This is a genomic window from Actinomadura sp. NEAU-AAG7, assembly GCF_018603865.1.
In the GTDB taxonomy this organism is placed as follows: domain Bacteria; phylum Actinomycetota; class Actinomycetes; order Streptosporangiales; family Streptosporangiaceae; genus Spirillospora; species Spirillospora litoris.
This window is the reverse complement of record NZ_JAHFZY010000003.1, coordinates 362595-389146: the sequence shown is the minus strand read 5'-3', so window position 1 is coordinate 389146 and position 26552 is coordinate 362595. Positions and strand designations below refer to the sequence as shown.

The window sequence follows — 26552 nt, the reverse complement described above, 5'->3', positions numbered from 1 at the left end:
GACCTCGTGCGCAACGTCGTGTATTTCTTTTGGTTCGACCAGCCCGGGCGGCTGGTCTGCCAGACGTTGCGCTGACAGACCACCAGACGAAGAGCCCCGGGCCCCAGCGGCCCGGGGCTCTTCGTCGTTCCAGGGATGTTCGCGGGGGCCGCCGGCCCCCGCGCCACGAGGAGAGGCAGCACACCAATGGTCGTCGTCATGGCCCCCGAGGCCAACGAAGCGGATGTCCGGGCCGTCGTCTCACTGGTCGAGACGGCGGGCGGCGACGCGTTCGTCAGCCGCGGCGTCGAGCGGACCATCGTCGGGCTCGTCGGCGACGTCCAGCAGTTCGCCTCCCTGAACCTGCGCGGGATGCGCGGCGTCAGCGACGTGATCCGCATCTCCGCGCCGCACAAGCTGGTGAGCCGCGAGAACCACCCCGAGCGGACGGTCGTGCGGGTCGGCGGCGTCCCGGTCGGCCCCGGCACGATGACGCTGATCGCCGGGCCGTGCGCGGTGGAGACCCCCGAGCAGACGCTCGGCGCCGCGCAGATGGCGAAGGCGGCCGGCGCGACGCTGCTGCGCGGCGGCGCGTTCAAGCCCCGGACCTCCCCGTACGCGTTCCAGGGCCTCGGTGAGGCGGGCCTGCGCATCCTCGCGGACGTGCGGGAGGAGACCGGCATGCCGATCGTCACCGAGGTGGTGGACGCCCGGGACGTCGACCTCGTCGCCTCCTACGCCGACATGCTCCAGATCGGCACCCGCAACGCGCAGAACTTCGCGCTGCTCCAGGCGGCGGGCGAGGCGGGGCGCCCGGTCATGCTCAAGCGCGGCATGAACGGCACGATCGAGGAGTGGCTGATGGCCGCCGAGTACATCGCGCAGCGCGGCAACCTCGACATCGTGCTGTGCGAGCGCGGCATCCGCACCTTCGAGCGCGCCACCCGCAACACCCTGGACATCTCCGCGGTCCCGGTAGCGCAGCGCATGTCGCACCTGCCGGTGATCGTGGACCCGTCCCACTCGGGCGGCAGCCGCGACCTGGTGCTGCCGCTGACCCGCGCCGCGATCGCGGTCGGCGCCGACGGCGTGATCATCGACGTGCACCCGCACCCGGAGACCGCGCTGTGCGACGGCCCGCAGGCCCTCGTGGACGGCGACCTGCGCGAGCTGGCCAAGATCGTCCGCGACCTGCCGCCGATGGTGGGCCGCGTGCTCACCGGGACGGCCGACGGCGTCCCCGCCTGAGCCGGTCGCGCGGGGGCCGGTCGCCACGTCTGGCCTGGTAGCCTCGGCGGCATGGCGTACTGGACCTCCAACCTCGGGCCGCCCCGCTCCTGACGGGGCGCGGCGACACGACCTCCCTGAGACCTGCCGCGGCCCGGCGCTGACCTGCGCCGGGCCGGCATCCTCCTGCGCCCCGGATCCGGATCATCCCCTCCCGATTCGAGCCCAGGAGCATCTCCCGTGGCAGTGCGCACGTTCAGGCCGAACACCTCCAAGCAGGGCACGTCCAAGCAGGGCACGTCCCCCGGGCCCGCGTCCCGGCGGCGGCTGCCGCGCGGCAGCGCCGACATCCTCGCCGCCGCGTCCCTGTGGGGGACGACCGGCACCGTCGCGACGTTCGCGGACGGCGCGTCCAGCGTCTCGCTCGGCGCGGCCCGCATCGTCATCGGCGGGACCGTGCTGGTCGCCCTCGCCGCGCTCACCCGCGCCGCCGGGCTGCGGCGGCTGCTCGCCGCCCGCCGCTCGTGGCCGCCGCTCGCAGTCGGCGCGGCGGCGATCGCCGTGTACCAGACGGCGTTCTTCGTGGCGGTCGCCCGCACCGGCGTCGCGGCCGGGACCGTCGTCACGATCGGCAGCGCGCCCGCCTTCACCGGCCTGATCGGCCTCGTGGTCCACCGGAGCGCGCCGTCGCGGCGCTGGGCGCTCGCGACGGCGGGCGCGGTCGGCGGCTGCGCGGCGCTGGTCGGCGGCGGCCGGGACGCCGGGATCGAGCCGGTCGGCATCGCGCTGGCGCTGGTGGCCGGGCTCGCCTACGCCGCGTACGCGACGGCGGCGTCCGCGCTGATCTCCCGGGGCGAGGACGACCGGGCCGTCGCGGCGGCGCTGTTCGGGGCGGCGGGCGCCGTGCTGCTGCCCGTCCTGCTCGTGGGGCCGGCCGGCTGGCTGCTCACCGGGCCGGGCGCGCTCACCGCGCTCTACCTGGGCGCGGTCACCACCGGCGGCGGGTACGTGCTGTTCACCCGCGGCCTGCGCACCACCCCCGCGACCACGGCGACGACGCTGACGCTCGCCGAGCCGGCCGTGGCGGCGGTGCTCGGCACGGCCGTCCTCGGCGAGCACCTCGGCGCGGTCGCCCTCGGCGGGCTCGCGCTGCTGGCGGCGAGCCTGGTCGTCCTGGTCCTGCCCGCGCGGCGGTAGCGAGGGGCCCCGGCGGGCCCGCGCGGGCCCGCCGGGGCATCGCGTACGGGGACGGGGGAGACGGGACAGACTCCGCAGTAACAAATTGGTCTGAACCACTCGCCAGAACCGATCTCGGCGGGGATGATATCCGGCATGACTACGGGCGATGGGGACGCCGGAGGGCGACTTTTCCCGGACAATCTGGACGGCGTCGATCCGGTCGCCGCGGTGATGCTCGCGGACGCCTGCCGCTCCATCGCGGCCTATCCCGAACTCGTCGTCGTCGGCGCGCTGTTCACCGCCGCCGAGCACGTCCCCGGCGGCTGGCAGATCCTCTGCCCCTGCGACCCGCTCCCCCAGGGCGCCCGGGAGCTGCTCGCCGACCACCTCGACGACGGCGCGGCCCTCGCCGAGGGCGCGTCCGCGCGGGAGCTGCGGGAGGCCGCCGACCTGCTGCGCGACTCCCCCGCCGACGACGTGGCGGCCGACGGGCGGCGGTTCCGCGTCGTCCGGATCGAGCAGCTCGTCCGCACCGGCCCCGACGGCCCCGAGCCGCCGCGCCCCACCGACCTCGACCCGCACCCGGCCGACCGGCGCGCCGTCCCGCCCCGCCCCTACGACCTGCTGCCCGAGGACCGGGCCGCCTCCGACCTCACCACCGCCGAACTGCTGTGCCAGGTGCTGGACGCGGCGGCCGCGACGGGCAACGAGCCGTCCGGCGCGTTCCTCACCCCGATCGCCCTCGCGCCCGCGTTCACGGTCGCCGAGCGGCTCGGCGGCCGCTGGCGCCCGATCGGCCGGCTGCACGACACCCCGCGCCAGGCCCGCGCCGCGCTCGTGACCTACTTCCGGCACGTGATCCCGGCCGTGGAGCAGCCCACCCCGGCCGCGTTCGCCGAGTACACCGAGGCCGCCGACCTGATGGAGGACGAGCCGCGCCGCAACGGCGTGCAGGCCGCCGGCCGCCGGTTCCGGATCGTCCGCATCGAGCGGATCACCCTGATCGGCCCGGACGGCCCCGAACCGCCCCGCCCCGACGACTTCGACACCTGTTGACCTGTTGCCGGAGGGCGGGCTGTCAGGCGGTCGTGTCCCCGTAGACCGGGCGGTGCTCCTGGACGGAGGCGGCGAGCTGGTCGGCCAGCTCGCCCACGTCCAGGCGCTTCTCGATCTGGCGGAGGTCGTCGATCTTGGCCTTGGTCTCGGCGCGGCGGGGCGCCAGCATCGTGCAGCAGTCCTCGTCGGGCAGCTCGGAGATCGTCAGCGTCCGGATGCGGCGCGCCTGGTCCATGATCTCGACCTTGTCCATGCCGACGAGGGGGCGCAGGATCGGCAGCTCGACCGCGTCGTCCAGCGCGGTGATGTTGGTGAGGGTCTGGCTGGACACCTGGCCGAGCGCGTCACCGGTGATCAGCGCGGAGCCGCGCAGCCGGCGGGCCAGGACCTCGCCGGTGCGCAGCATCAGCCGGCGCTGCGCGATCACCGCGAGCCGGTCGGCGCCCGAGGACTTGATCTGCTGCTGGGCCTTGCCGAACGGGACGACGAACAGCCGGGAGCCGCCCTGGAACTTGTCCAGCTCGCGGACCAGCGCGTACGCCTTGTAGATCGACTCGGGGCCGGTGAAGGGCATGCCGGAGAAGTGCAGGTAGTCGACGCGCAGGCCGCGGCGCATCATCCGGTACGCGGCGACGGGCGAGTCGATGCCGCCCGACATCAGCACCAGCGCGCGGCCGCTCATGCCGACGGGCAGGCCGCCCTGGCCGGGGAGGCCGCCGGAGAACACGAACACCTCGTCGCGGTCGACCTCGATCGACAGGGTGTGGTCGGGGGCCTTCAGCCGGACGGGCTGCCCGTACCGGTCGGCGACGAGGCCGCCGATGTGCCGGTCGAGCTCGGTGGAGGTCATCGGGAACCGCTTGTCGCGGCGCCGGGACCGGACGGCGAACGCGCCGATCCGGCCGTCCATCAGCTCCAGGGCGGCGCGCTCGACGCTGGCGAGGTCCTTGCCGACCCGCCAGGCGCGGTGCGCCCACACGATGCCCATGACGTCGGTGATGCGCTGGGCGAGCCGGTCGACGGTGGCGGTGTCGGCGTCCTTGGTGCGGACGATGAACACCCCGTGCCGCCTGATCACGTCCACCCGGGCGATCGGGCGGCACGCCATCCGGACGTTGTCGGCGAGGCGCCGCTCGAACAGCTCGCGGTTCTTGCCCTTCAGCACGACCTCGCCCAGCTTCAGCAGCACGCACGGCTCGCCGTCGACCGGCGCCTCCCGGACGGCGGCGGGCGCGGTGTCGAGCGTGGTCATGCGTGATCCTCCTGGCGAGGGCCGGAACAGGCCGGACGGTACTGGGGGCGGGCCTCTCTAGTGTGGCCCACAGTCGGCAACGCCGCGACCGCGTGAACCTGTTCCCGGAGGCGGACCGGCCGGCCGGGGTCGCCCCGGCCGGCCGTCAGGTGGGGCGCCGCGTCAGCCGAAGAAGACCTCGGACTCGGAGTAGCGCTCCAGCGGGACGGTCTTCAGCTCCTTGGTCGCGTCGGCCAGGGCGACGCGGACGATGTCCGTGCCCTGGAGCGACACCATCTTCCCGTAGTCGCCGTCGCGGACGGCGTCGATCGCCTGGAGGCCGAAGCGGGTGGCGAGCACGCGGTCGAACGCGGTCGGGGTGCCGCCGCGCTGGATGTGCCCGAGCACGGTGGCGCGGGCCTCCTTGCCGGTGCGCTTCTCGATCTCGTCGGCGAGGGCCTGGCCGATGCCGCCGAGCCGGACGTGCCCGAACGCGTCGCGCTCGCCGGTCTGGAGCTCCATCTGCCCGTCGATCGGGTGGGCGCCCTCGGACACCACGATGATCGGCGCGAAGCGGGTCTTGAACCGGCTCTCGACGTACTCGCAGACCTTGTCGATGTCGAAGGGCCGCTCGGGGATGAGGATGACGTTGGCGCCCGCCGCCATCCCGACGTGCAGCGCGATCCAGCCCGCGTGCCGCCCCATGACCTCGCAGATCAGCGCGCGGTGGTGGCTCTCGGCGGTGGTGTGCAGCCGGTCGACCGCCTCCATGCCGATGTTGACGGCGGTGTCGAAGCCGAAGGTGTAGTCGGTGGCGTTCAGGTCGTTGTCGATCGTCTTCGGCACTCCGACGACGTCGACCCCGTTCGCGTGCAGCTCGCGCGCGACGCCGAGGGTGTCCTCGCCGCCGATGGCGATCAGCGCGTCCACGCCGAGCCCGGCGAGGTTGTCCTTGATCCGCTCGACGCCGCCCTCGACCTTGACGGGGTTGGTCCGCGACGAGCCGAGGATCGTTCCGCCGCGCGGCAGGATCCCTCGGACGGCCTGCACGTCCAGGGCCACGGTGTCGCCCTCCAGCGGGCCGCGCCAGCCCGCCCGGAAGCCCACGAACTCATAGCCGTAGACCTGGACCCCCTTGCGCACGACAGCGCGGATCACCGCGTTCAGGCCGGGGCAGTCCCCGCCGCCGGTCAGCACTCCGACGCGCATGCCCTCTCCCTCTCCCGCCACCGGGATCCTCCCTCGTCCACGTGGTCAGACTAGCCGTCCGCACACGGCCCCTCGGGGCATTCGCCGGTGCCCCCGGCGCGCCGCCATTGGTCTAGACCATAGCCGTCCGGCCCCTACTCCGCCTCCTGATCGAGCCCCTTTTCTATGGCGTAGCGGACGAGCTCGACGCGGTTGTGCAACTGGAGCTTTCCAAGGGTGTTCTGCACGTGGTTCTGGACGGTCCGGTGGGAAAGGACGAGCCGCTGCGCGATCTGCTTGTACGTCAGCCCCTTGGCGACCAGGCGCAGCACCTCGGTCTCGCGGTCGGTGAGGCGGGGCGCGCCGTCGTCCGCGCGGGCGGGGGCCGCCGCGAGCCGCCGGTACTCGCCGAGGACGAGCCCGGCCAGGCCCGGGGTGAAGACCGCGTCGCCCTCCGCCGTCCGCCGGACGGCGTCCAGGAACTCCTCGCGCGCGGCGGACTTCAGCAGGTAGCCGGTGGCGCCCGCCTTGACCGCCTCCAGGACGTCCTGCTGCTCGCCGCTGGCCGAGAGCACCAGCACGCGGACGGGCGGGTCCGCGGCGACCAGGTGCCTGGTCACCTCGACGCCGCTGATGTCGGGAAGCTGGAGGTCGACGACCGCGACCGCCGGGCGCGCCGCCGCCGCGACGCGCACCGCCGTGCGGCCGTCGCCCGCCGTCGCGGCCACCTCGTACCCGGCCTCGGCCAGGTCGCGGGCGACCGACTCGCGCCACATCGGATGGTCGTCCACGACCATGACCCTGAGGGGAACCTCGCTCACACCCTCACCCTACGGCCGGAGGCGCCCCGCGGCCTCCGCTCCCGGAACCGTCATCTCGATCTCGGTCCCCTCGCCCGGGGCCGAGACGATCGACACCGTCCCGCCGAGGTCGCGGACGCGGCCCCGGATCGACTGCGCGACGCCCAGGCGCCCGTCGGCGGCGGCGAGCGCGAGCCGGTCGGGCGGCATGCCGGGGCCGTCGTCGCGGACGCTGACCGTCACCGCGCCCGCGCCGTCGTCCTCCAGCAGCACCCAGGCGCGGGCGGAGCCGCCGCAGTGCCGCCGGACGTTGTCCAGCGCCGCCGCCACCGCCGCCGCGACCTCGCCCGCCGCGTGCTCGGGCAGCCGCACCGCGGTCGCCGGGGCCGACACGGTCACCGAGGGGGACGCGTGGGCCGCGAGCAGGGGGCGCAGGTCGACGAGCCGCCCGTGCCCGTCCGCTCCGCGCCGCCCGTCCACGGCGGCGTCCACCACCGCCTCGACGGACGGCGCGGTACCGATCATGGCGCGCAGCGCCGCCTCCTGCTCCCCCGCGAGCCGGCCCAGCTCGGCCGCCTCGCCGCCGAGCTCTCCGCCGCGCCGCTGCACCATCGCGAGCACCTGGAGCACCGAGTCGTGGATGCGGCGGGCCAGGCGCTCGCGCTCCCGGGTCGCCGACTCCATCTCCACCGCCCGCGCCAGCCGCGCCTCGGCCTCCAGGGCCAGCCGGACGACGTGCCCGACGACCAGGCCCGCGAGGAACAGCAGCACGATCGCGTTGAAGGTGGTGCGGCTCATCCCGCCGCTCGTCCGCGCGAGGGCGTGCACCAGCAGGTTCGCGGCCGACAGCACGGCCGCCGCGGTGATCCCCACGCGCCGCCCGCCCGCCACCGCCCACGCCAGCAGCGCCGCCGCGACCCACGACACCGGCAGCGTCGGACGCCCGTCCGCGATGTTGTCGGGCCGCTCCACCCACGCGGTCGCGACCACGCAGCAGGCCGCGACCGCGAGGTCGGCGATCAGCAGCGGCCAGCCCCGGCGCCGCCGGCCGCCGTAGGCCGGCACGGTGTAGGCCGTCCAGGCGGTCATCACGGCGAGGACGGCCCAGCCGCCCCACGGGTGCGCGTAGCCGTCGTAGTTCATCACGATCACCACGGCCGCGTAGCCGAGCGCCGCGACCCGGTACACCGCGACCGCGCGCCACAGCGCGACCTCCAGGCCCTGCCCGCCGCCGATGCCGGTGCCGGTCACCCCGCCCCCTCCTTCGCCCGAAGGGCCTCAGCCGCCTCCGAAGCCGCCGTCGTCCTCGGCGTCCCGGGCCGGCCCCCCGGCCAGCTCCGCCTTGACGTCGGCGGCGTAGCGGTCCACGTACTCCTGGCCCGACAGGTCCCGGATCGCCTGCATGATCTCGTCGGTGATCTCCCGCAGCACGTCGTGGTCGTCCTCGCGGCCGTAGTGCCGGGAGAAGTCCAGCGGCGCGCCGAACCGCACCCCGGGCCTGATCCCGAACCTCGGGAACCGCCGTCCCGGCGGCATCAGCTCGAAGGTGTTGATCATCGCCATCGGGACCACCGGCGCCCGGGACTTCAGCGCCAGCCGCGCGACGCCCGTCTTGCCCCGGTAGAGGCGGTTGTCGGGTGCCCGGGTCCCCTCGGGGTAGATGCCGAGCAGCTTGCCCTCCGACAGGATCCGCAGGCCCGTCCGCAGCGCCGCCTCGGCCGAGGAGCCGCCCGTCCGGTCCACCGGCACGACGCCCACCCCGGTGAAGAACGCCCTGCTGACCAGGCCCTTGATCCCGCGGCCGGTGAAATACTCGCCCTTGCCGATGAAGAAGATGGGGCGCAGCAGCGGCAGCGGCCCGAAGAAGTGGTCGGCGAACGAGAGGTGGTTGCTGACCAGCAGCGCGGGGCCCCGCTTCGGGACGTTCCGCATGCCCCGGTTCCGCGGCCACCACCCGGCGTACATGATGGGTGTGAGAACGATCCTCAGCAGGATCCAGAACCAGAGCATGCCGACACCTTCCTCCGACCGCGCGAGCCCGCGGGCGCAAGGTTAAGTCCCCGAGGGGAGATGATGGGACATCCTCGCATCCCGGCCGGTGGGCGCCCACACGTCGAACGCCGCCGCGACCAGCCCCAGGAGCCGCACCCGGAACGGCGCGGCGAACAGGCCCCGTCCGTCCGCGCGGGCGCGGGTGGCCGCGACATGAACGTAGGCTCTGTACGAAATCTCAATCGGGTGTGCCCCGGGGGCTTGTCCCGGGCGGCGCAGCGAATACCGTGGGACTCACGTTTCGGGGTGTCCGTGGGTGCCACCGCGTACCGCCGGGCACATGACCATCGGGGAGCGGAGGCCGTCATGCCGGTGCAGTCGAAGGAGCCGGCTCCGTGAACCGCCGCGGCAACGGACTGTCGGCGGACACCTACGCCCCCCTGGTCGACCTCGCCCCCCACCTCGCCGACGCCATGCTCACCGCGCTCGGGGAGGCGGGCGTCGCCGCCTACGCCGCGTCGCCGTCCGGGCTCGCCGACCTGCCCGACCTCGCGGGCGAGCCCGCGTCCGGCGACGTCCTCGACCGGCTCTACGTGGACGTCGAGATGAAGCCCGCCGCCGAGGGCATCCTGCGCGCCCACCTCGCGCGCCTGCGCGACGCCTCCGTGCGCGGCTCCGAGCCCGAGACCGACCTCGCCGACCGCGACGCCGACACCCCCGCCCCGACCCCCGCCTCCCCGCCCGAGGGCGACACCGCCGAACGCGACGAGGACGCGATCTGGGCCGAGATCGTCGCCGGCTTCGACACCGCCCCCGAGGGCGACGAGAACCCCTGGCCCGACCAGGAGAACATCGACGAGCCCTCCGCGCCGCCCGCCGAGGGCGAGGACCGCACCGGCCGGCTGCCCCGCGCCCGCGTGATCGACACCGACGACCCGCCCGAGTTCCCCCCGGACGACGACGATGAGGGCCACTACGTCCCCCCGCCGCCGCCCCCGCTCCCGACCGCCGACCCCCTCACCAAGGGCGCCTGGATCGCGCTCATCGGCGGCCCCGTCTACCTGCTGATCACCGTCATCCTCGACTGGGAGGTGCCCGGCTGGGCCGCCTTCCTCGCGGTCGCCGCGTTCATCGGCGGCTTCGTCACCCTCGTCCTGCGGATGGGCGACGAGCCCCGCGATCCCGACGACGGAGCCGTCGTCTAGGAGCCCTTGTCCAGGAGCCCGCCGGGAGTCGTCGTCTAGGAGCCCGCCGGGAGGCGCAGGTCGGCGCGTAGCGGGCGGTGGTCGGTGGCGCGCTCGTGGTCGCCGTCCGGGTCCGGCGGGACGCCGCACGCGAGGACCTCCACCGGCGGGTCGGCGAAGACCGCGTCGATGCGCCGCCGGGGGTCGCGGGCGGAGAAGGTCGGCTCGCCGCCGTCCGGGGCGACGGCGTGGGCGTCCTGGAAGGTCCCGGTGAACATCGTCCAGGACGGGCCGCCCGGCTCCTCGTTGATGTCGCCCGCCAGCACGACGGGCGCGCCGTAGCGGTCGCGGGCGCGTTCCAGGTGGCCGAGGACCTCCCGCGTGTGCCGCAGGCGCGGCGCCTCCATCAGGTCCAGGTGGGTGGACGCGGCGACGAGCCGCGCGCCGCCGACCTCCACGACGGCGATCGCGAGCCCGCGCCGGTGCAGCCCCGGGACGGGGCTGAGCAGGTGGAACTCGCGCCCCACCCGCCGGACGCCCGGCGCCGCCAGCACGGCCAGCCCGCACGCGCGGCGCCCGGCGGCGATCTCCATCCGGCAGGCGCGGGCCAGCCTGCGGCGCTTGACCCGCCAGTCCCAGAAGCGCGGGACCTCCTGGAGGAGCAGCAGATCCGGGCCGATCCCGCGGACGACCCGCGCCACGGCGGCCGGGTCGTCGCGCAGCGACCGGACGTTGTAGCTCAGGACGCGGACGCCGGAGCCGCGGGCGGGGGCGCCCGTCACACGACCGCGTCCTCGCGGGTGCGGGCGCGGGCCAGGTCGGCGGCGCCGACGATCCCGGCGGCGCTGCCGAGTTCGGCGATGCGGATGTCGGACACCGGGCGGTGGCCCCGCCCCGTCAGAGCGTTCCCGTACGCGGCGCGGATGGGGTCGAGGAGCAGGTCCCCGGCGTCCGAGAGGCCGCCGCCGATGATGAACGCGCCCGGGTCGAGGATGGCGCTGAGGTCGGCGAGGCCCTGGCCCGCCCAGTGCGCGACGGTGCGGAAGCACTCCAGCGCCGCCTTGTCGCCCTCGCGGGCCGCCTGGGTGACCTCGGGGCCGCTGATCCCGTCGGGCCTGCCGTCGCCGAGCTCCAGCAGCCGCCCCGCCATCGCGGGGGCGACCCGGGCGAGGTCGCGGGCCTCGTGGACGAGGGCGTTCCCGCTGGCGTACTGCTCCCAGCAGCCGCGGTTGCCGCAGCCGCAGCGCCGCCCGTCCGGGACGACGCGGAAGTGGCCCATCTCGGCGCCGATGCCGAACTGCCCCCGGTACAGCTCGCCGTTGATGATGATGCCGCCACCGATGCCGGTGCCGAGCGCCACGAGCACGATGAAGTTCTCGCCGCGTCCGGCGCCGAACCTCGCCTCGCCCCAGGCGGTGGCGTTGCCGTCGTTCTCGACCACGACCGGGAGCCCGACCAGGCTCTCGACCTTCTCCTTGATCGGCTCGTCGCGCCAGGCCAGGTTGGGGGCGAACAGCACGGTGGAGCGGGTCTCGTCGACGAACCCGGCGGTGCCGAGCCCGACCGCCGAGACGCCCTCGAACTTGCCCTTCAGCAGGTCGACGACCTCGGCGATGGCGTCGGCGGTCTCCTTGGGGTTCGTCGAGGGGGTCGGCCGGCGGACCTTCTCCAGGATCCTCCCCCGGTCGTCGACGACCCCGGCGGCCACCTTCGTGCCGCCCACATCCACGCCGATGGTCAGGGCCATGTAACGCTTCCTCCTCCTCACGCGTCCCGGCAGGGGCGCGTACCGCGCTGGCGGATGTCGGTGGGATCGCCGGCGGTGGCCGGCGACCACGCGTCCTCCCGCTGCGGGCGGCCGCTCCCCTCGGGACGCGACGGGCCCGACCGATCGGACGTACCCGCCCAGAAGCCCCCTGACCCCTCCCCGCCGCGGCCGCGGCGGTCCCCAGCGCGGCCGAGCGCCGTCGCCCGGCGGATCGGGCGGTACCGGCATTCCGTGGCGGCACGCTGGACGTCCTCGGCGGTCGCCCGGCCCCGCACACCACCCGGCTGATCGGTCATGACCACATTTTCCATCCGTTGTCGGCGTGAAACGGTATCGCCCCCGCGACAGGGAACGAACCACTCAGCTCTCAACGTGTCGCTTGAGCCCCTTGAGAGCGGAGTCGATGATCCGCTTCTCGCCCTTGCGCTTCACCATCCCGAGCATGGGAACCCGCACGTCCACGGCCAGCTCGTAGGTCACCTCGGTGCCGCCGCCCGCCTCGGTGAGGGTGTAGGAGCCGTGCAGGCCGGTGACGACGTTGCCCTTCTCCACGAGGTCCCAGGTGACGCGGTCGTCGCCGGCCCAGGTGTAGGCCAGCCCGACCGTGTCGCTGAACGGCCCGCCGTCGAAGGTGAGCCGGGCCCGCTCGGCCCGCCCGTCGCCGCCCGTCTCCTGGACGGTGAACTCCCGGATGCCGCTGGCCCAGCGCGGATAGCTCCCGAGATCGGCGATCACCGCCATGATCTCGGCCTTCGCCGCCTTCACGTTGATCGACGAACTCGTGCGGTCGGCCATGCGCGCTTCCCTCCGGACGGGGTCCTCACAGGAAGTATCTTCACACCGTCAGCACGTAGGGCACCCCGCTGGCCCTGAAGTGCCCCACGTTCACGCATTCGGTGCGTCCGAGGCGGACGCGGCGGGCGAGCGGCTGGTGGACGTGCCCGAACAGCACGTACTTCGGCTGGGTCCGGTGGATCGCCTCCAGGATCGCCTCGCTTCCCCGCTCGAACCGGCGCGCGACCGTGTCGTAGAGGAGTTCGGGGACGGCGGGCGGGATGTGGCAGCACAGCACGTCCACGGCCCCGACCGCCTCGACCTTGGCGGCGTAGGCGTCCTCGTCCAGCTCGTAGGGGGTGCGGTACTCGGTGCGCAGGCCGCCGCCGACGAACCCGAACCGCAGCCCGCCGAGTTCGGCGGTCTCGCCGTCCAGGACGCGGTGCCCGTCCCGCAGGTGCGGCGCCCACAGGTGCGGGACGTCGACGTTCCCGTAGGTGAGGTAGGCGGGGGCGGGCATGGCCGCGAACAGCTCGGCGTACTGGCGGTCCACGGCGCGCTCGATGTGCGGCCAGGGCTCGCCGTCGAGCCGGGTCCACAGCGTCCGGGAGAACTCCCGCGCCTCGTCGAAGCGCCGCTGGTCGCGCAGCGCGATGAAACGGCTCGCGGCCTCCGGGCCGAACAGGTCGGCGAAGATCCCGCGGCCGTGGTCGGAGTAGTCGACGAACAGGATCAGGTCGCCCAGGCAGAGGAGGGCGTCGGCGCCGTCGGCCGCGCTCCTCAGCGCGTCCGCGCGGCCGTGGACGTCGCTCACCACGTGGATCCTCATGAACCGACTCTAATCGGCCGAGAGGCGGCCAGAACGCCGCCCGCGCGCCGCTCAGGCGCCGTCGGCGGCGGCGGAGACCAGCGAGCGCCACTCGGCGACGAGCGCGGCGTCGACCGTGGCGTCCCAGGCCCCGTCGGGGCGGACGGCGCCGCCCACGTGGAACGCGCTGACGCCGGCGGCGGCGAGGACGGCGACGTGCCTGCGCCGCAGCCCGCCGCCGGCGAGGATCATGCTCGCGGAGTCGCCGTCCCGCTGGGCGCGGCGGGCGAGGACGTCGACGCCCGCGTCCACGCCGCGCGCCGAGCCCGCGGTGAGGACGGTGTCGAGCCCGCCGCCGAGGCCCCGGACGACCTCCCACGCCTGCGCGGGGTCGGCGGCGTTGTCGAGGGCGCGGTGGAACGTCCACGGCAGCGGGGCGGTGACGGCGGCGAGCTTGTCGATCGCGGCGGTGTCGACCTGGCCGAGCGGGTCGAGGAAGCCGAGCACGAAGCCGTCCACGCCCGACCCGGCCAGGCGCGCGGCGGCGTCCCGGAGCCGGTCGAGTTCGGCGCCGGTCGTGCGGAACCCGGCGTTGGCGCGCAGCATCACCCGCATCGGCAGCGACGTCGCCCGGCGCATCGCCTCGACGACGTCGGGATCGGGGGTGAGCCCGCCCGCGGCCATGTCGGCGGCGACCTCGATCCGGTCGGCGCCGCCGTCCTGCGCGGCGCGCGCGTCGTCGGCGGTCAGCGCGATCACCTCAAGCAGCGACATGGCGATCCCCCGAGTCCCAGGTGTCCGGCGACACCAAGGGTAGGCCACGGCACGGCGCCCGCCACGGGTGGCCGGGCGGTCTTTGCCGTGCCGTTAGCAGCCGCCTCCGGCGGGCGTTCGAAAGCCTCCGCGATGCCGCGCACGCCCTGGTTGGCGGCGTTTTGCTGGCGGTCTGTTACCTACCCGTGGGTATCATCGGCTGCGGAGGAGCCGGAGACGACTCCCCCGCCGTCCCGCCTAGCCACAACAGACGACCGACAACAGGAGTGGGCCGTGCGCGAGTTCAGCGTCCCCGCGATGGTGGAGGTCCCCGACTCCGCCAATCTGACCGACGCGCCCTTCACCCGCGCCGCGCGGGAACCCGGCGTGATCGTGTTGCGCAGACGGGGCGGCGGGGCGTGGCGCTCGGTCACCGCGGCCGAGTTCGCGGACGAGGTCGCGGGCGTGGCCCGTGGCCTCATCGCCGCCGGGATCGAGCCCGGCGACCGGGTCGGGCTGCTGTCGCGGACCCGCTACGAGTGGACGCTGCTGGACTACGCGATCTGGGCGGCGGGCGCGGTCTCGGTGCCGGTCTATGAGACGTCCTCCGCCGAGCAGATCGAGTGGATCGCCGGCGACTCCGGTCTCAGGGCGGTGTTCGCCGAGACGGCCGCGCACGAGGCCGCGATCGAGGAGGTCCGGGGCTCGCTCCCGGACCTCGCGCACGTCTGGGGCATCGACGCGGGCGGCGTCGCCGAGGTCGTCCGCCTTGGCAAGGAGGTCGCGCGGGACGTGGTGGAGGAGCGCCGCGCCTCCCGCGACACCGCCGACACCGCGACGCTCATCTACACCTCGGGCACCACCGGGCGCCCCAAGGGCTGCGAGATCACCCACGGGAACCTGCTGCGGACGGCCCGCAACGCCGTCCAGGGCGCGATCTCCGAGATCACCGTGGACGGCAGCTCGACACTGCTGTTCCTGCCGCTCGCGCACGTGTTCGCGCGGATGATCGAGGTGGCGTGCGTCGAGGCCGGGGTCGTGTTCGGGCACAGCGACGTCCCGAACCTGCTGCCCGACCTCGCGACGTTCCGCCCGACGTTCCTGCTCGCCGTCCCCCGCGTGTTCGAGAAGGTCTACAACGGCGCCGAGCAGAAGGCCGCCGCCGAGGGCAAGGGCAGGATCTTCAAGGCGGCGGCCGAGACGGCGGTCGCCTACAGCCGCGCGCTGGACTCCGGCCGCCCCGGCCTCGGGCTGGCGGTCCGGCACAAGGTCTTCGACGTGCTGGTCTACAAGAAGCTGCGCGCGGCGATCGGCGGGCGGGTCGAGTACGCGGTGTCGGGCGGCGCCGCGCTGGGCGAGCGGCTCGGGCACTTCTTCCGCGGCGTCGGCATCACGATCCTGGAGGGCTACGGGCTCACCGAGACGACCGCGCCGGTCAGCGTCAACCGGCCGACCAAGATCAGGATGGGCACGGTCGGCCCGCCGATCCCGGGCGTGGACGTCCGCCTCGCCGAGGACGGGGAGGTCCTCGTCCGGGGCGTCAACATCCTGAGCGGCTACTGGAACAACGAGGCCGCCACCAAGGAGGCCCTGGACGACGGCTGGTTCCACACCGGCGACCTCGGCTCCCTGGACGGCGACGGCTTCCTGAGCATCACCGGCCGCAAGAAGGAGATCCTGGTCACCGCGGCGGGCAAGAACGTGGCGCCCGCGCCGCTGGAGGACCGGATCCGCGCGCACCCCCTGGTCAGCCAGTGCCTGGTCGTCGGCGACGGCCGCAGGTTCGTCGGCGCGCTGATCACGCTGGACGACGAGGCGCTGGGCCCGTGGAAGGAGCGGCACGGCAAGCCCGCGGGCGCCACGGTGGACGAGCTGCGCCGCGACCCCGACCTCGTCGCCGAGATCGACGCCGCCGTCGCCGCCGCGAACCGGGCGGTCAGCCACGCCGAGGCCGTCAAGAAGTACGTCGTGCTCGGCGTGGACTTCACCGAGGAGGCCGGGCACATGACGCCCAGCCTCAAGGTCAAGCGCGGCGTGGTGCTGCGCGACTTCGCCGCCGAGATCGACGCGCTCTACGACTCCTGACCGCTCAGGAGAGCGCGGCGACCGCCGCTTCCACCGGCGTGTCGCCGCCCAGCAGGTCGAGGGTGCGGCGGCGGGCGGCCGGAGCGTCCAGCACCGCGGCCACGACCGCCGCGACGTCGTCGCGGGTGACCTCACCGCGCCCGACCGGCGGCTCGGCGAGGAGGACCCGGCCGGTGCCGGGGTCGTCGGTGAGGCGCCCCGGGCGCAGGATCAGCCAGTCGAGGGCTCCGCGCGCGCGGAGGTCGTCCTCCGCCTCGCCCTTGGCCCTGATGTAGGCGGCCCAGACGTCGTCGCGGCCGGGGGCGGGCGGCTCCCCGGCGCCCATCGCCGAGATCTGCACGAAGTCGCGGACCCCGGCGCGCTCCGCCGCGTCCGCCAGCAGCACCGAGGCGGCCCGGTCCACGGTGTCCTTGCGGGCGGCGCCGCTGCCCGGCCCCGCCCCGGCGGCGAACACGACCGCGTCCGCGCCCGACACCACGTCGGCGACCTCCTCGACGGACGCCGACTCCAGGTCGCACAGCACCGGCCCGGCGCCCGCCGCCCGCACGTCCTCCTCGTGCGCCGGGTTGCGGATCATGCTGAGCACCGTGTCCCCCCGCGCGGCCAGCAGCCTCGCCAGCCTCAGCGCGATCTGCCCGTGCCCGCCCGCGATCACTACGTTCATGCCCGCGATCCTACGGCCGGACGGGCCGGGGACCCGGGACCTCAGCAGCGGCGGCCGGAGTTCACGCAGCCGACCGCGCGGCGCATCAGGTCCGGCGGCATCACGTTGATGAAGTCGCCGTGGTCGGTCACCGGGTCGTGGCCCTGCTCGGGGAAGGTGTCGAGCGCGAACGCCAGCGCGCGCGCCGGGACCGCGTAGGTCAGGGTCATCCGCAGCTGCGGGACGGCCTGGCGCCCCTGCGGGCACGCGCCGGTCCGCGGGTCGGGGAAGACGACGTGGTCCCGGTGGTTCGCGCTGTCGGAGTTGCGCCCGTCCCAGCAGCTCGGGAAGTTCAGCACGCGCGTCACGCGGCTGCCGCGCGGGCACAGCGGGTACCGGTCGGTGAACGCGCGGTCCTGGAAGCCGGTGCACGTCCACTGGGAGCGGGCGTTGCCCGGGCCGTTCGTCCCGGCCTTGGCGTCGCCGGTGACGATCCGCATGAACTCCGGCATCGCGGCGACCCTGCCCCGCGCGTTCCCCATGAACCGGAGCTGGACGGACGAGGGGGTGACGACGGAGCCGGTGTTGCCGTCCTGCTTGCTCTGGCCCGCCGCGTCCGACCCGTCCCGCCCGGCGCGGAGCCGCACGACCGGCCAGTAGTAGGTGGACCTGTCGCCGTTGGTGCAGGTCGTCCCGGCGGCGGCGAGGCTCTGGTCGGTGGAGAACCCGTCGGTCGACTCGTTGCCCACGTAGTCGTGGATGTGGTGCGCGCCGTTCTGGACGCCGGGCGCCACGATCACGTTGTCGGGGTTGCTGTGCCGCTGGCCCTCGTTGCGCCCGCAGTTCGAGGTGAAGGTGCCGCGCGACCCGCCCCGGCCCTGCCGGGGCTGCCGCACGCGCGGGGCCCGGCGGATGTCGGCGAACTGGTTCCGGTTCGGCCCCTGCTTGACCGCCTGCCCGCCCTGCCCCTGCGGCGGCGCGGCGGTCGGCTGGTCCGGCGGCTCCGCGGACGGTTCGGCGGAGGGCTCCCCGGGCGGCCCCGCCGACGGATCGGCGGACGCGTCGGCGGGCGGTTCCGCCGACGGATCGGCCGACGGGCTCGCGGACGGGTCGGGGGGCGGCGGGTCGGAGGAGGGCGGATCGGACGGGCCGGCGGCGAGCACCGCGCGGCCTCCGATCGGCGCGGCCCCCGCCGGGGGCGTCCCGGCCGCCGTCGCGACGAGCGCGAGCGCCGGGACGATCGCGGCGAGCGCCTTCTTCCTTCTTCCCATGGAAAAACTCCCTAGGTGTGGGCGGAAAGCCTCAATGCGGTGCCGTTCAATGCAGGGCCGATTTAGTCACCAGGCCCGTGCTCTCCAGCAGTGACATATGGGTGTTGACGAATTTCAGCGCCCGTTCCGCGAAAGCGCGGATCTCGGTGTTCTCGCTCTGCGCGCGGACCTTGGCGATGACGCTGAAGACCTGCCCGTGGGCCGAGCGCAGCCGCAGCACGAACGTCCGGTCGTAGTCCGCCCCGATCTTGTGCGAGAGCTCCCGGAGGTAGCTCTGCTGGGTGCCGTTCGGCTGGTTCGGCACGATCACGCCGAGCCGCTCCGCGGTGGCGCGGGTGTCGGCGTCCAGCCGCATGTGCTGCTCCATGATCATCCCCGCGACCTCCCGCACCCGGGGGCTGGCGGCGCGCTGCTGGGCCTGCTGGCCTGCGGGCATCTCCCACAGCCCGGCCTGCCGGACCTTCACCAGCAGCACCCTGTCGAGCGCGCTGAGGCGGCCCCAGCGGGTCTGGGTCGTACCTCCCCGGGTCGCGCCGTCGGCGGGCGCACCGCCGTATCCGGGGCGCAGGACCACCGCGGCGGCGCCCGCGACGGCGGCCGCCACCGCCAGCAGCAGCAGGGCGCGGCCGACGCGGTGGCGGCGGCGCCGGCGCACCCGCGCGAAACCGTGGCTCTTCCTCAAAACGGCCTCGTCCTCCTTTCGGAAATGTCGCCGGACCGACCCGGCGCGGGTCGCCAGGAGGTACGCACCGCGCCGAACCCGGGGTTCACCGATTCGCGATGGAAAATCGCGGAGGATTGGCCGGTCATGGACGCCGCGCCGCACTTCCCGTGATTCCGCCGGTGACGCGCAGCGCGAGCGCGGGGCACATCGCCACCGCTTTGGCCACGTCGCGTTCCATCCAGGCCGGAATGTCGCTGCCGAGCACGACGGGGAAGCCGTACCGGTCGAGCTGGATCAGCTCAGGGACGAGGTAGGCGCACAGCCCGTGCCCGTCGCAGCGGCTCCAGTCGATCGCGACGCGGCCCTCCTCGCCGGTCGGGACGGGCAGCGGCAGCACCCCGTAGGTCGGCTGCCCGCAGGTCCCGCCCTGCCGGTGGACGTCGATGTCCCCGGCGAACGCCTCGACCGCCGACAGCACGAACCTCGCGGTGCCGTCGGGGTGGGTGCAGGCGCCCCGGCCCCGCCCGACGCCCGCCGCGCGCCGCACGTCCTCGACCGTCCCGGAGCCGTCGGCGAGCGCGGTCAGCGACCGGACGACGTCGGGCAGCCCCAGCCGGCACGGCCCGCACTGCCCGGCGGACTGCGCGGCGAGGTAGGACGCGATGCGCGTGACCTCGCCGAGCGGGCACGTGCCGCGCGCGAGCGGCAGGATGATCCCGGCGCCGACGGTGCCGCCCGCCCGCCGCATCCCGGCGCGCGAGAGCACGGCCCGCGCCGCGGCGGGCGGGTCGAGCCACATGCCGTGGTATCCGCCGACGAGCACGCCCGGGGACGGCGGGACCTCGCAGTGCTCCAGGACGGCGCGCAGCGGCGTGCCGAGCGGCGCCTCGACGACCCGGGTCCCGCCGACGGTGAGCAGCGTCGTGCCCGGCTCGTCCTCGCCGCCCGCCGAGGCGTACAGGTCGGGGCCGAGCGAGACCAGCACGGCGAGCTGCGCGAACGTCTCGGTGTTGGACAGCAGCGTCGGGCAGCCGTCCACCCCGGACTCGGCGGCGCGGACCTTCACCCCCGGCGGGATCGGCGCCTCCCCGTTGATCGCGCGGACGACCGCGCCGCTCTCCCCGGAGATGAACCGCTCGGTGAGCCGGACGACGCGGGCGGGCATCCGCCGCTCGGCGATCGCGGCGCGGACCGAGCGGGCGGCCTCGCCGTCCTCGACGGCGACGACGATCCGCCGGGTGCCGAGCGCGGACGCGGCGATCTGCGCGCCGTCCAGGACGAGGTGGGGCGCGCGGCCGAGCAGCACCCGGTCCTTGGCGCTGCCCGGCTCGCCCTCGGCGCCGTTCACCACGACCACGACGTCCTCGCTGGGGCCGCGCGCGCCGCGCCGCTCCCCCGGCAGCGGCGGGAGGTCGTCCGCGCCGGGGTGGCGCACCCGGGCGGCGACGGCCGTGAGCTTGCGCGCGAACGGGAAGCCCGCGCCGCCCCGGCCGAGCAGGTCGACCTGCTCGGCCATCTCGACGAGGTCGGCGAGGCCGGGGGCGCGCAGCCGGCCGTGCACGGCGAGGTGCCGGGCGAGGTCCAGCCGGTCGAACCGGTCGAAGCCGAGCGTCAGGCGGGGCCCGCCGAGATGGGAGACCGCGACCGGGGGCGTCATCGGAGGGCCTCGCTGTCATGGCCCCGCCCCGCCGGGGGCACGCGCATCCCGCGCGGGTCGGCGACGGTCGCGCGGGAGCCGGGGGCCGTGCGGGAGCCGGGCGCGGCGCGGCGCTCGCCGGCGTCCTCGCCCGCGCGCCGCACCTCCCGCGGCCGCACCACCACGATCATGCGGGTGAGCAGCGCGAGCGCGACGCCCGCGACGCTCAGCACGTAGCTGAGCACGACCCAGTTCGCGGCGACCCGCCCGGCGGTGAGGCCGTGCACGATCGCGAGGGGCCAGGAGACGTAGGAGACGGCGTGCATCATCCGCCACACCCACGGGCGCCCCCGGAACGCGAACCGCGGACGCAGCAGGCCGGTGACCACGACGAGCAGCATCAATTCGAACGCGAGCGTGCCGAGGCCGACGGCGCCGGGGCCGGGCACCGCGATCTGCTCGGGGGCGGCGAGCCCGCCGACCACCTTCACCGCGATGTGCGCGACCACCATCGCCACCGCGAGCACGGCGGACGCGCGGTGCACGCCCTGCGCCAGCACGCGGTGCCGGATGCCGAGGATCAGCCGCTCGGTGGCCAGCAGCCCGCTCATCACGGCCGCGGTCATCGCGAGCAGGGTGAAGACCCCCGCGTAGAAGGAGAGGAAGTACTGCACGTTCGCCGCGGCGGCCGCGCCCGGCGGGGTCGCCGCGCCGACCAGGACCGCCACCGCGCCGACGAGCACCGCGCGCAGTGCCCAGGACGGCACCGCGGGTTCATCGCTGTTGCGTGTTCGCACCGCTCGGACTCCTCTTCTCACGTCGCGGACGGCGACGGCGCGCCGCCCGGTTTCGCCCGACCTGGCGTACCGTCCTCCGGCGGGGTGCCGGGGAGCGGCGATGGCGGCGGGTCGTCCGCCGCGGGGACCGGGCCGAGGTTGGCCAGCAGCCCCCCGGGGAGGACCTGGAGGTCGCCGCGCTCGGCGAACCCGAGGAGGGGCTCGGCCCGCTCCCGGAACGTCCAGCCGCCGATGCGCGCGCCGTCCAGCGGGACCCTCTCGGTGCCCCGCCGCAGGTCGAACCCGACCTGCGGACGCGGCGCGGCGGCGCCGCCGCAGGGCAGGTCGGTGCCGGTCCGCCCGATCGGCTCACCGCGCCCGACGACGCTGCCGTCGCGCAGCCGCGGCACCGACCGCACCCGGTAGTAGGTGGTGGCGAGGCCGCTGCGGTGGACCACCATGACCAGCGCGCGGCCCGCCGCGTCGCCGCAGAACCGGTAGAGCCGTCCGGCGCCGGAGGACAGGACGCGCCCGTCCCCGCCCGAGAACGCCAGCGAGCCCAGCGGGCGCCCGGCCGCGCCGCCCGGCGGCTCCCCGGCGGTCATCGACCAGACGGCGCCGCTCTTCCACGGCAGCATCAGCCCGTCGCCGGTGCGGCTGCCGTTGACCAGCGCGTTCGCCCCCTCGGCGGTGAGCGCGGCGTAGCGGCGCAGCGCGCCCGCCTCGGCCGCCGACATGAGGCTCGCGGGCATCGCCGACAGCAGGCCGGTGAACGCCGCGCCGCCCGACAGCCCGATCTCCCACCGGCCGCGCCGCCACCGCGCCGCGAAGAACGCGATCTCGGGGGTGGCGGCGCTGGCGGCCGGGACGGGGATCGCGGTGGTGCCGAACGCCCACGTCCCGTCGGCGCTGGTGCGGGCGGTGTCCACGACGGGCGGGCGGGACGGCGCGGCGCCGTAGGAGCGGCGGGCGGTCGCGCCGCGCTGCTCCAGCGTCAACTCCCGCACCCGCGCGGTGAGCACCGCCGGATCGGGCGCGGCGGGCGCGGCCGGGCCGCCGGAGGGGCCGGGGGTCCGCCGGGGAGCCTCGCGCCTGCCCGGCTTGGCGCGTTCCCGGTGGCTTCGTGCCGGGGTGTCGTCGCCGACCGTTCCGGACGCGCCGACGGTGCCGCCGTCCAGCAGCGCCCGCTCGACGACGCCGAGCAGCGACAGGCCGACGACGCACGACAGCACGACCGCGCCGATGCTCAGCCGGTCGGGTGCCCCCCGCCGCCCGCCGCGCGGCCGCGCCCGGGGCCCGGGGGCGCGCCGCGCCCGGTGCCCGCCCGCACGCCGGGGCTCAGCCGGACGCCGGGACTCACCCGGATACCGGGGCTCAGCCGGATACCGGGGTTCGGCCGCGCGCCGGGGTTCGGCCGCGGGCCGGGCCCCGGTCCATCCGGGCTGCCGGGCCCACCAGGACCCCTCGGGCCACTGCGGTTCCTCGGCCGGTCGCCCCGGGCCCGATGGGGGGCGCGCGGACGTCCGCGCGCGAGATGAAGCATGCGCGTGCCGTGACGCATGCCGGGTGTCGCGTCGCACCATGCCCTCTCCTGTGGAGGAGGGGAGGGCTCGGCGAACGCCGACCTGTTCGGTGGTCCCGATGAGACATGTGAGACGTCGAGGCCGCGGCGCGGGAGCCCGCTCCGCTCCCACCGCTGCCTCGTGGACCCTCGCGGGTCCGGTCGATCACCCGGGAGCATACGCCCACGGCGCGTCCGGATGAATGAGGATGCCCAAAAACGTTTCACCCCGCAGCGTCACCTCGACCGCGCGGCGTCACCTCAGGCCGCGCAGGAACGCGGCGGCCAGCGGCGCCGCCACCTCGGGGCCCGACCCGCCGTCCGGGACGAGGACGGAGAACGCCAGGTCGCCGCGGAAGCCGATGAACCAGGCGTGGGTGCCGCCGTCGTACTCGGCGGTGCCGGTCTTGCCGGACGTCCCCTCCGGAAGCCCGGCCCGCGCGGCGGTGCCGCCGGTGACGACCGCGCGCATCATCGACCGCAGGTCGGCGGCGCCCGGGACGTCGTGGGCGTCCGGAACACCTCCCCCGCCCTCGCGGATCAGCTCCGGCGACAGCAGCCGGGGGGCGCGCCACGTCCCGTCCGCCACCGCCGCCGCGACCGACGCCATCAGCAGCGGGCTCGCCAGCACCTGCCCCTGCCCGATGCCCGCCTCCGCCAGCGCCGCGCCGCTCCCGACCGACGGGAAGGGGCAGGGGGCGGCGGTCAGGCCCGGCGCGACCCGCGCGCCGAACCCGAACGACTCGGCCGCCGCCGCGAGCTTCTTCGCGCCCGCCTTCTCCACCGCCAGGCGCGCGAACGTGGTGTTGCACGACGCCGCGAACGCGTCCCGCAGCGTCGTCCGCCCGAGGTCGTGGTTCTGGTCGTTGCGGATGGTCCGCTGCGCGGTGACGACGACCGCCGGGCAGTCGGCCGCCGATCCGGCGCCCATCCCGTCCGCGAGCAGCGCCGCCGCGGTCACGACCTTGAACGTCGAGCCCGGCGGGTAGGTGCCGACGAACGCGCCCATCCCGCCGAGCGCGTCGGCGACGGCGACGATCTCCCCGCTGGACGGGCGGATCGCGACGACCGCCGCCTGCCGCCCCCCGACGGCCCTCTCCGCCGCCGCCTGGACGCGCCGGTCCAGCGTCGTGCGGACCTTCCGGGTCGCCTTCACCCCGAGCACCTTGACCCGCTGGACGGGCCCGGAGCCGTCACGCAGCTCGATGACCCACCCGGTGCCGGCCTCGCCCTCCATCCGCTCGTTGATCGCGCTCAGGTAGGGCTGGAGCGGGCCGTCCTGCGGGAACGGCTTCCCGTCGCGCGCGACCGGCGCGACGGCGGGCACCGTCACCTCGCGCAGCGACCACGTGCCCTTCCCCTTCAGCCCGGGGTACAGGGTCGAGGGCGTCCACAGGACGCGCCACCGCCCGTCCACCTTCCCGAGCCTCAGCTCCGACCCGAACGTCCAGTCGCCGCGTCCCGCGACCGCGCGCGTGACCGTGAAGGCCGCGCGCGCCGTGTCGGGCCCCGACCGCACCACCGGACGCGGATCCAGCGCGATCGTGCTCACCCGCAGCCCGTCCGACAGCGCGTGGTGCTGGTCGGCGAAGTCCGGCGGCGGGTCGGCGACCAGCCTCCCCATCCCGTCGAGGGACCCCCGCGACCAGGCGGCGAAGTAGTCGCGGGCCACCTCCTCGGGTGTCCCCTCGTCCCTCCCCGGCCACAGCCACACCGCGGCGGCCCCCGCCGCCAGCGCCAGCGTCACCAACACGGCCAGCACGGCCACGCCCCGTGATCGCACGCGACATCTCTCCACTCTCCCCCCGAGCGGAGCACGATCATCTCAGCCCCCGGTCGCCCGGCACATGCGACCCGAGGCTGATCTTCGACGCGCGGCCGAGCGGTCACTCGGCGTGTCGGGTCAGCGCGTCCAGGGCAGCCGGACGCCCTCCAGCTCCGGGTCGGCCAGCACGGCCTCGACCAGCTCCGTCGGCCCGACGACCTTGGTGCCCCACAGGTCCCAGTCGCAGTAGACCACCCACGACCGGTCGGCCGACCACAGGTCGGACGGGCAGCTCGCCATCCCCGGATGGTCGTACAGCCGCGCCGCGTCGCCGAGCCGCCCCGCGAGCACGGTCTCGTTGTCCCAGTCGGCCGTGACCAGCGGGCAGTAGTAGGCGAGGCAGCGCGTGTCGGCGCCCGCCGGGCTGTGCCGCAGCAGCACGCCGACGAGCCGGTGCCAGCTCTCGCGGTCCAGGCAGCCCTCGGCGGGCGGCTGGATCGCCGCCGACCAGCTCCCGGTGGGATGGCCCTGGCGCAGGCAGCGGTTGCCGGGCAGCTCCCCCTCCGGCACGACCGGCTCCCCGAACCCGCGCGCCAGCTCCCGCCAGCGCAGCCGCCGCCACCCCGCGCCCGGGTCGCCGCTGCGGCCGAGCTCGGTGCCGGTGACGATCGCGCCCTCCAGCAGGTCGCCCACGTCGCCGGGGACGTCGGCGGCGGGATCGGCGGGCTCGACGAGCCCGGCCGCCGTCACCGACTGGTGGACGTCGTCGTGGGTCGTGGTGACCAGGCCCTCCTCCCACGCGTACATCGCGTGCAGAAGCCAGGCGGAGTCGGGGTTCCGCGGCGGCTCGAAACCCGAGTAGCAGTGGTCGGGGTCGAGTTCGTGCAGCCAGCGGGCGGCCTCTCCCGGAGCCCGGGCCCAAGCGTCCTCGATGTCCGCGTTCTCCATATCCCGCATCCTCGCACCCTCACGACGTGCCGCGAAACGTGGCATGACCTAGGGATTTTCGTTGCTGACCATGGGGCCACATCTCAGTGGCCGAGCAGCGCGCCCAGCCGCGCCGCCTGGACCTCCCAGCGCCACTCCCGCTCCACCCACGCGCGCCCCCGCTCCCCCATCGCGCGGGCCCGCGCCGGATCGGCGAGGAGGGCGGCGACCGCGTCGGCGACGCGCGCGACGGACCGGCCCGGCACGACCACGCCGGTCTCCCCGTCGACGACCGCGTCGGGCGCGCCGCCGGAGTCGCCCGCGACCACCGGCAGCCCGGTCGCGGACGCCTCCAGGTAGACGATGCCGAGGCCCTCCACGTCCAGGCCGCGGCGGCGGGTGCGGCACGGCATCGCGAACACCTCGCCCGCGTCGTGGTGCGCCGGAAGCTCCTCCCACGGAACGTTCCCGGCGAACACCACCGAGCGGTCGACGCCGAGGGAGGCGGCCAGCCGCTCCAGCTCGGCGCGATAGGGGCCGCCGCCGACGAGCAGCAGCGCCGCGTCCGGGACCCGCGTCAGGACGCGCGGCCACGCGTGGATCAGCGCGTCCTGCCCCTTGCGCGGCACGAGACGCGACACGCACACCGCGACCGGGCGGTCGGACAGGCCGTGCCGAGCGCGGATCTCCGCGCCCCCCGCGCCCCGCCGGAAGGCGTGCTCGTCGACGCCGGGGGCGAGCCGCGCCATGCGCGCCGCCGCGTCCGGCGACAGGGCCGGCGCGATCCGCGACCGCGTGTACTCGCCCAGGTAGGTGAGGACGTCCAGGCCGTCCGCGATGCGGCGCAGCGCACCGCCCGCGACCGGCAGCGACGCCCAGCCCGCCTCGTGCCCGTGCGTGATCCCGACGAGCCGTCCCGCGCCGCTCCGCCGCAGCGCGGGCGCCAGCAGCCCGAGCGGCGCCGCCGCGCCGAAGACGACCGACTCGCAGCCCTCCGCGCGCAGCACCTCCCGCGCCCGGCGCAGCACGCCCGGCACCGGCAGCATCAGCGACCCCGGGTGCCGGACGACCGGGAACGGCTGCCGCGCGTCGAACCCCGCCGCGCCCTCCCACGCCGGCGCGTACACGACCACCGAGCCGGGCGGACGGCGCGCGGCGAGGCCGTGCACGAACGCCTGGATGCCGCCCGGACGCGGCGGGAAGTCGTTGGTGACGAAAAGCGTCCGGGTCATCGGCCGGGTCCGGAAGGCAAGCGGAGGGGCCCGCCACCGGACGTCCGGTGACG

General features: G+C 75.4%; 25 protein-coding genes. 5 read left to right on the top strand and 20 right to left on the bottom strand.

Features of this window, described 5'->3' with window-relative positions; translation table 11 throughout:
• Positions 1–186 precede the first annotated feature (186 nt).
• From aroF to KLI87_RS16375, 3 genes are all read left to right on the top strand, one after another.
• The gene (gene aroF, locus KLI87_RS16385) at positions 187–1227 is read left to right on the top strand and encodes a 3-deoxy-7-phosphoheptulonate synthase (protein ID WP_156221018.1); all 1041 of its coding nucleotides are present in this window, start codon (positions 187–189) and stop codon (positions 1225–1227) included.
• Positions 1228–1446: 219 nt separating this feature from the next.
• Positions 1447–2403, top strand: coding sequence for an EamA family transporter (locus KLI87_RS16380; protein ID WP_308166038.1), 957 nt, complete (start codon positions 1447–1449; stop codon positions 2401–2403).
• 135 nt (positions 2404–2538) lie between these two features.
• Entirely contained in the window at positions 2539–3441 is a 903-nt protein-coding gene (locus tag KLI87_RS16375; RefSeq protein WP_156221020.1) for a DUF5954 family protein, read from the top strand.
• Between the two features lie 22 nt (positions 3442–3463).
• Here the strand turns inward: KLI87_RS16375 and thiI are convergent, their stop codons facing one another.
• From thiI to KLI87_RS16350, 5 genes are all read right to left on the bottom strand, one after another.
• Complete coding sequence (gene thiI / locus KLI87_RS16370; RefSeq protein WP_214617751.1) at positions 3464–4693, bottom strand: tRNA uracil 4-sulfurtransferase ThiI; 1230 nt, start codon at positions 4691–4693, stop codon at positions 3464–3466.
• Between the two features lie 162 nt (positions 4694–4855).
• Complete coding sequence (locus tag KLI87_RS16365) at positions 4856–5881, bottom strand: 6-phosphofructokinase (RefSeq protein ID WP_156221022.1); 1026 nt, start codon at positions 5879–5881, stop codon at positions 4856–4858.
• A 134-nt stretch (positions 5882–6015) separates the two neighbouring features.
• Complete coding sequence (locus tag KLI87_RS16360; RefSeq protein WP_250903972.1) at positions 6016–6657, bottom strand: response regulator transcription factor; 642 nt, start codon at positions 6655–6657, stop codon at positions 6016–6018.
• 33 nt (positions 6658–6690) lie between these two features.
• Complete coding sequence (macS, locus tag KLI87_RS16355; protein ID WP_308166037.1) at positions 6691–7911, bottom strand: MacS family sensor histidine kinase; 1221 nt, start codon at positions 7909–7911, stop codon at positions 6691–6693.
• A 27-nt stretch (positions 7912–7938) separates the two neighbouring features.
• Positions 7939–8670: a 1-acyl-sn-glycerol-3-phosphate acyltransferase gene (locus KLI87_RS16350; RefSeq protein WP_156221023.1), complete on the bottom strand. Its 732-nt coding sequence runs from the start codon at positions 8668–8670 to the stop codon at positions 7939–7941.
• 377 nt (positions 8671–9047) lie between these two features.
• Here KLI87_RS16350 and KLI87_RS16345 point away from each other — a divergent pair, with 377 nt between their 5' ends.
• On the top strand, positions 9048–9857 hold the full coding sequence (locus tag KLI87_RS16345; RefSeq protein ID WP_214617749.1) for a hypothetical protein: 810 nt from the start codon (positions 9048–9050) through the stop codon (positions 9855–9857).
• Between the two features lie 35 nt (positions 9858–9892).
• Here the strand turns inward: KLI87_RS16345 and KLI87_RS16340 are convergent, their stop codons facing one another.
• The 6 genes from KLI87_RS16340 to KLI87_RS16315 all read right to left on the bottom strand — a co-directional run bounded on the left by KLI87_RS16340 (position 9893) and on the right by KLI87_RS16315 (position 13960).
• On the bottom strand, positions 9893–10618 hold the full coding sequence (locus tag KLI87_RS16340; RefSeq protein WP_214617748.1) for an endonuclease/exonuclease/phosphatase family protein: 726 nt from the start codon (positions 10616–10618) through the stop codon (positions 9893–9895).
• On the bottom strand, positions 10615–11583 hold the full coding sequence (locus tag KLI87_RS16335) for an ROK family glucokinase (protein WP_156221024.1): 969 nt from the start codon (positions 11581–11583) through the stop codon (positions 10615–10617). The genes KLI87_RS16340 and KLI87_RS16335 overlap by 4 nt, the downstream gene beginning before the upstream one ends.
• A gap of 17 nt (positions 11584–11600) precedes the next feature.
• Complete coding sequence (locus KLI87_RS16330) at positions 11601–11900, bottom strand: hypothetical protein (RefSeq protein ID WP_214617747.1); 300 nt, start codon at positions 11898–11900, stop codon at positions 11601–11603.
• Positions 11901–11964: 64 nt separating this feature from the next.
• Positions 11965–12399, bottom strand: a complete 435-nt coding sequence (locus KLI87_RS16325; protein ID WP_156221025.1) for an SRPBCC family protein — start codon at positions 12397–12399, stop codon at positions 11965–11967.
• Positions 12400–12439: 40 nt separating this feature from the next.
• Positions 12440–13207 carry a metallophosphoesterase gene (locus tag KLI87_RS16320; RefSeq protein WP_156221026.1) on the bottom strand — a complete coding sequence of 256 codons (768 nt, stop codon included), beginning with the start codon at positions 13205–13207 and terminating at the stop codon, positions 12440–12442.
• A gap of 51 nt (positions 13208–13258) precedes the next feature.
• Complete coding sequence (locus tag KLI87_RS16315) at positions 13259–13960, bottom strand: copper homeostasis protein CutC (protein WP_156221027.1); 702 nt, start codon at positions 13958–13960, stop codon at positions 13259–13261.
• Positions 13961–14233: 273 nt separating this feature from the next.
• Here KLI87_RS16315 and KLI87_RS16310 point away from each other — a divergent pair, with 273 nt between their 5' ends.
• Positions 14234–16024, top strand: coding sequence for a long-chain fatty acid--CoA ligase (locus KLI87_RS16310; protein WP_214617746.1), 1791 nt, complete (start codon positions 14234–14236; stop codon positions 16022–16024).
• A gap of 4 nt (positions 16025–16028) precedes the next feature.
• Here the strand turns inward: KLI87_RS16310 and KLI87_RS16305 are convergent, their stop codons facing one another.
• From KLI87_RS16305 to KLI87_RS16265, 9 genes are all read right to left on the bottom strand, one after another.
• Positions 16029–16688: an NAD(P)H-binding protein gene (locus KLI87_RS16305; protein WP_156221028.1), complete on the bottom strand. Its 660-nt coding sequence runs from the start codon at positions 16686–16688 to the stop codon at positions 16029–16031.
• 41 nt (positions 16689–16729) lie between these two features.
• On the bottom strand, positions 16730–17938 hold the full coding sequence (locus KLI87_RS16300) for a DUF1996 domain-containing protein (protein ID WP_214617745.1): 1209 nt from the start codon (positions 17936–17938) through the stop codon (positions 16730–16732).
• A 46-nt stretch (positions 17939–17984) separates the two neighbouring features.
• A complete protein-coding gene (locus KLI87_RS16295) occupies positions 17985–18620 on the bottom strand; it encodes a DUF4142 domain-containing protein (RefSeq protein ID WP_250903913.1) in 636 nt (211 codons plus the stop codon).
• A 124-nt stretch (positions 18621–18744) separates the two neighbouring features.
• Positions 18745–20259 carry an NADH-quinone oxidoreductase subunit NuoF family protein gene (locus KLI87_RS16290; RefSeq protein WP_214617744.1) on the bottom strand — a complete coding sequence of 505 codons (1515 nt, stop codon included), beginning with the start codon at positions 20257–20259 and terminating at the stop codon, positions 18745–18747.
• Complete coding sequence (locus tag KLI87_RS16285; RefSeq protein ID WP_214617743.1) at positions 20256–21035, bottom strand: hypothetical protein; 780 nt, start codon at positions 21033–21035, stop codon at positions 20256–20258. Before KLI87_RS16285 ends, KLI87_RS16290 begins: the two co-directional genes overlap by 4 nt.
• Positions 21036–21052: 17 nt before the next feature.
• On the bottom strand, positions 21053–22246 hold the full coding sequence (locus tag KLI87_RS16280) for a hypothetical protein (protein WP_156221032.1): 1194 nt from the start codon (positions 22244–22246) through the stop codon (positions 21053–21055).
• 585 nt (positions 22247–22831) lie between these two features.
• Positions 22832–24358: a penicillin-binding transpeptidase domain-containing protein gene (locus KLI87_RS16275; protein ID WP_214617742.1), complete on the bottom strand. Its 1527-nt coding sequence runs from the start codon at positions 24356–24358 to the stop codon at positions 22832–22834.
• A 120-nt stretch (positions 24359–24478) separates the two neighbouring features.
• Positions 24479–25288, bottom strand: coding sequence for a hypothetical protein (locus tag KLI87_RS16270; RefSeq protein ID WP_156221034.1), 810 nt, complete (start codon positions 25286–25288; stop codon positions 24479–24481).
• A gap of 83 nt (positions 25289–25371) precedes the next feature.
• Entirely contained in the window at positions 25372–26499 is a 1128-nt protein-coding gene (locus KLI87_RS16265) for a glycosyltransferase family 4 protein (protein ID WP_214617741.1), read from the bottom strand.
• Positions 26500–26552 lie beyond the last annotated feature (53 nt).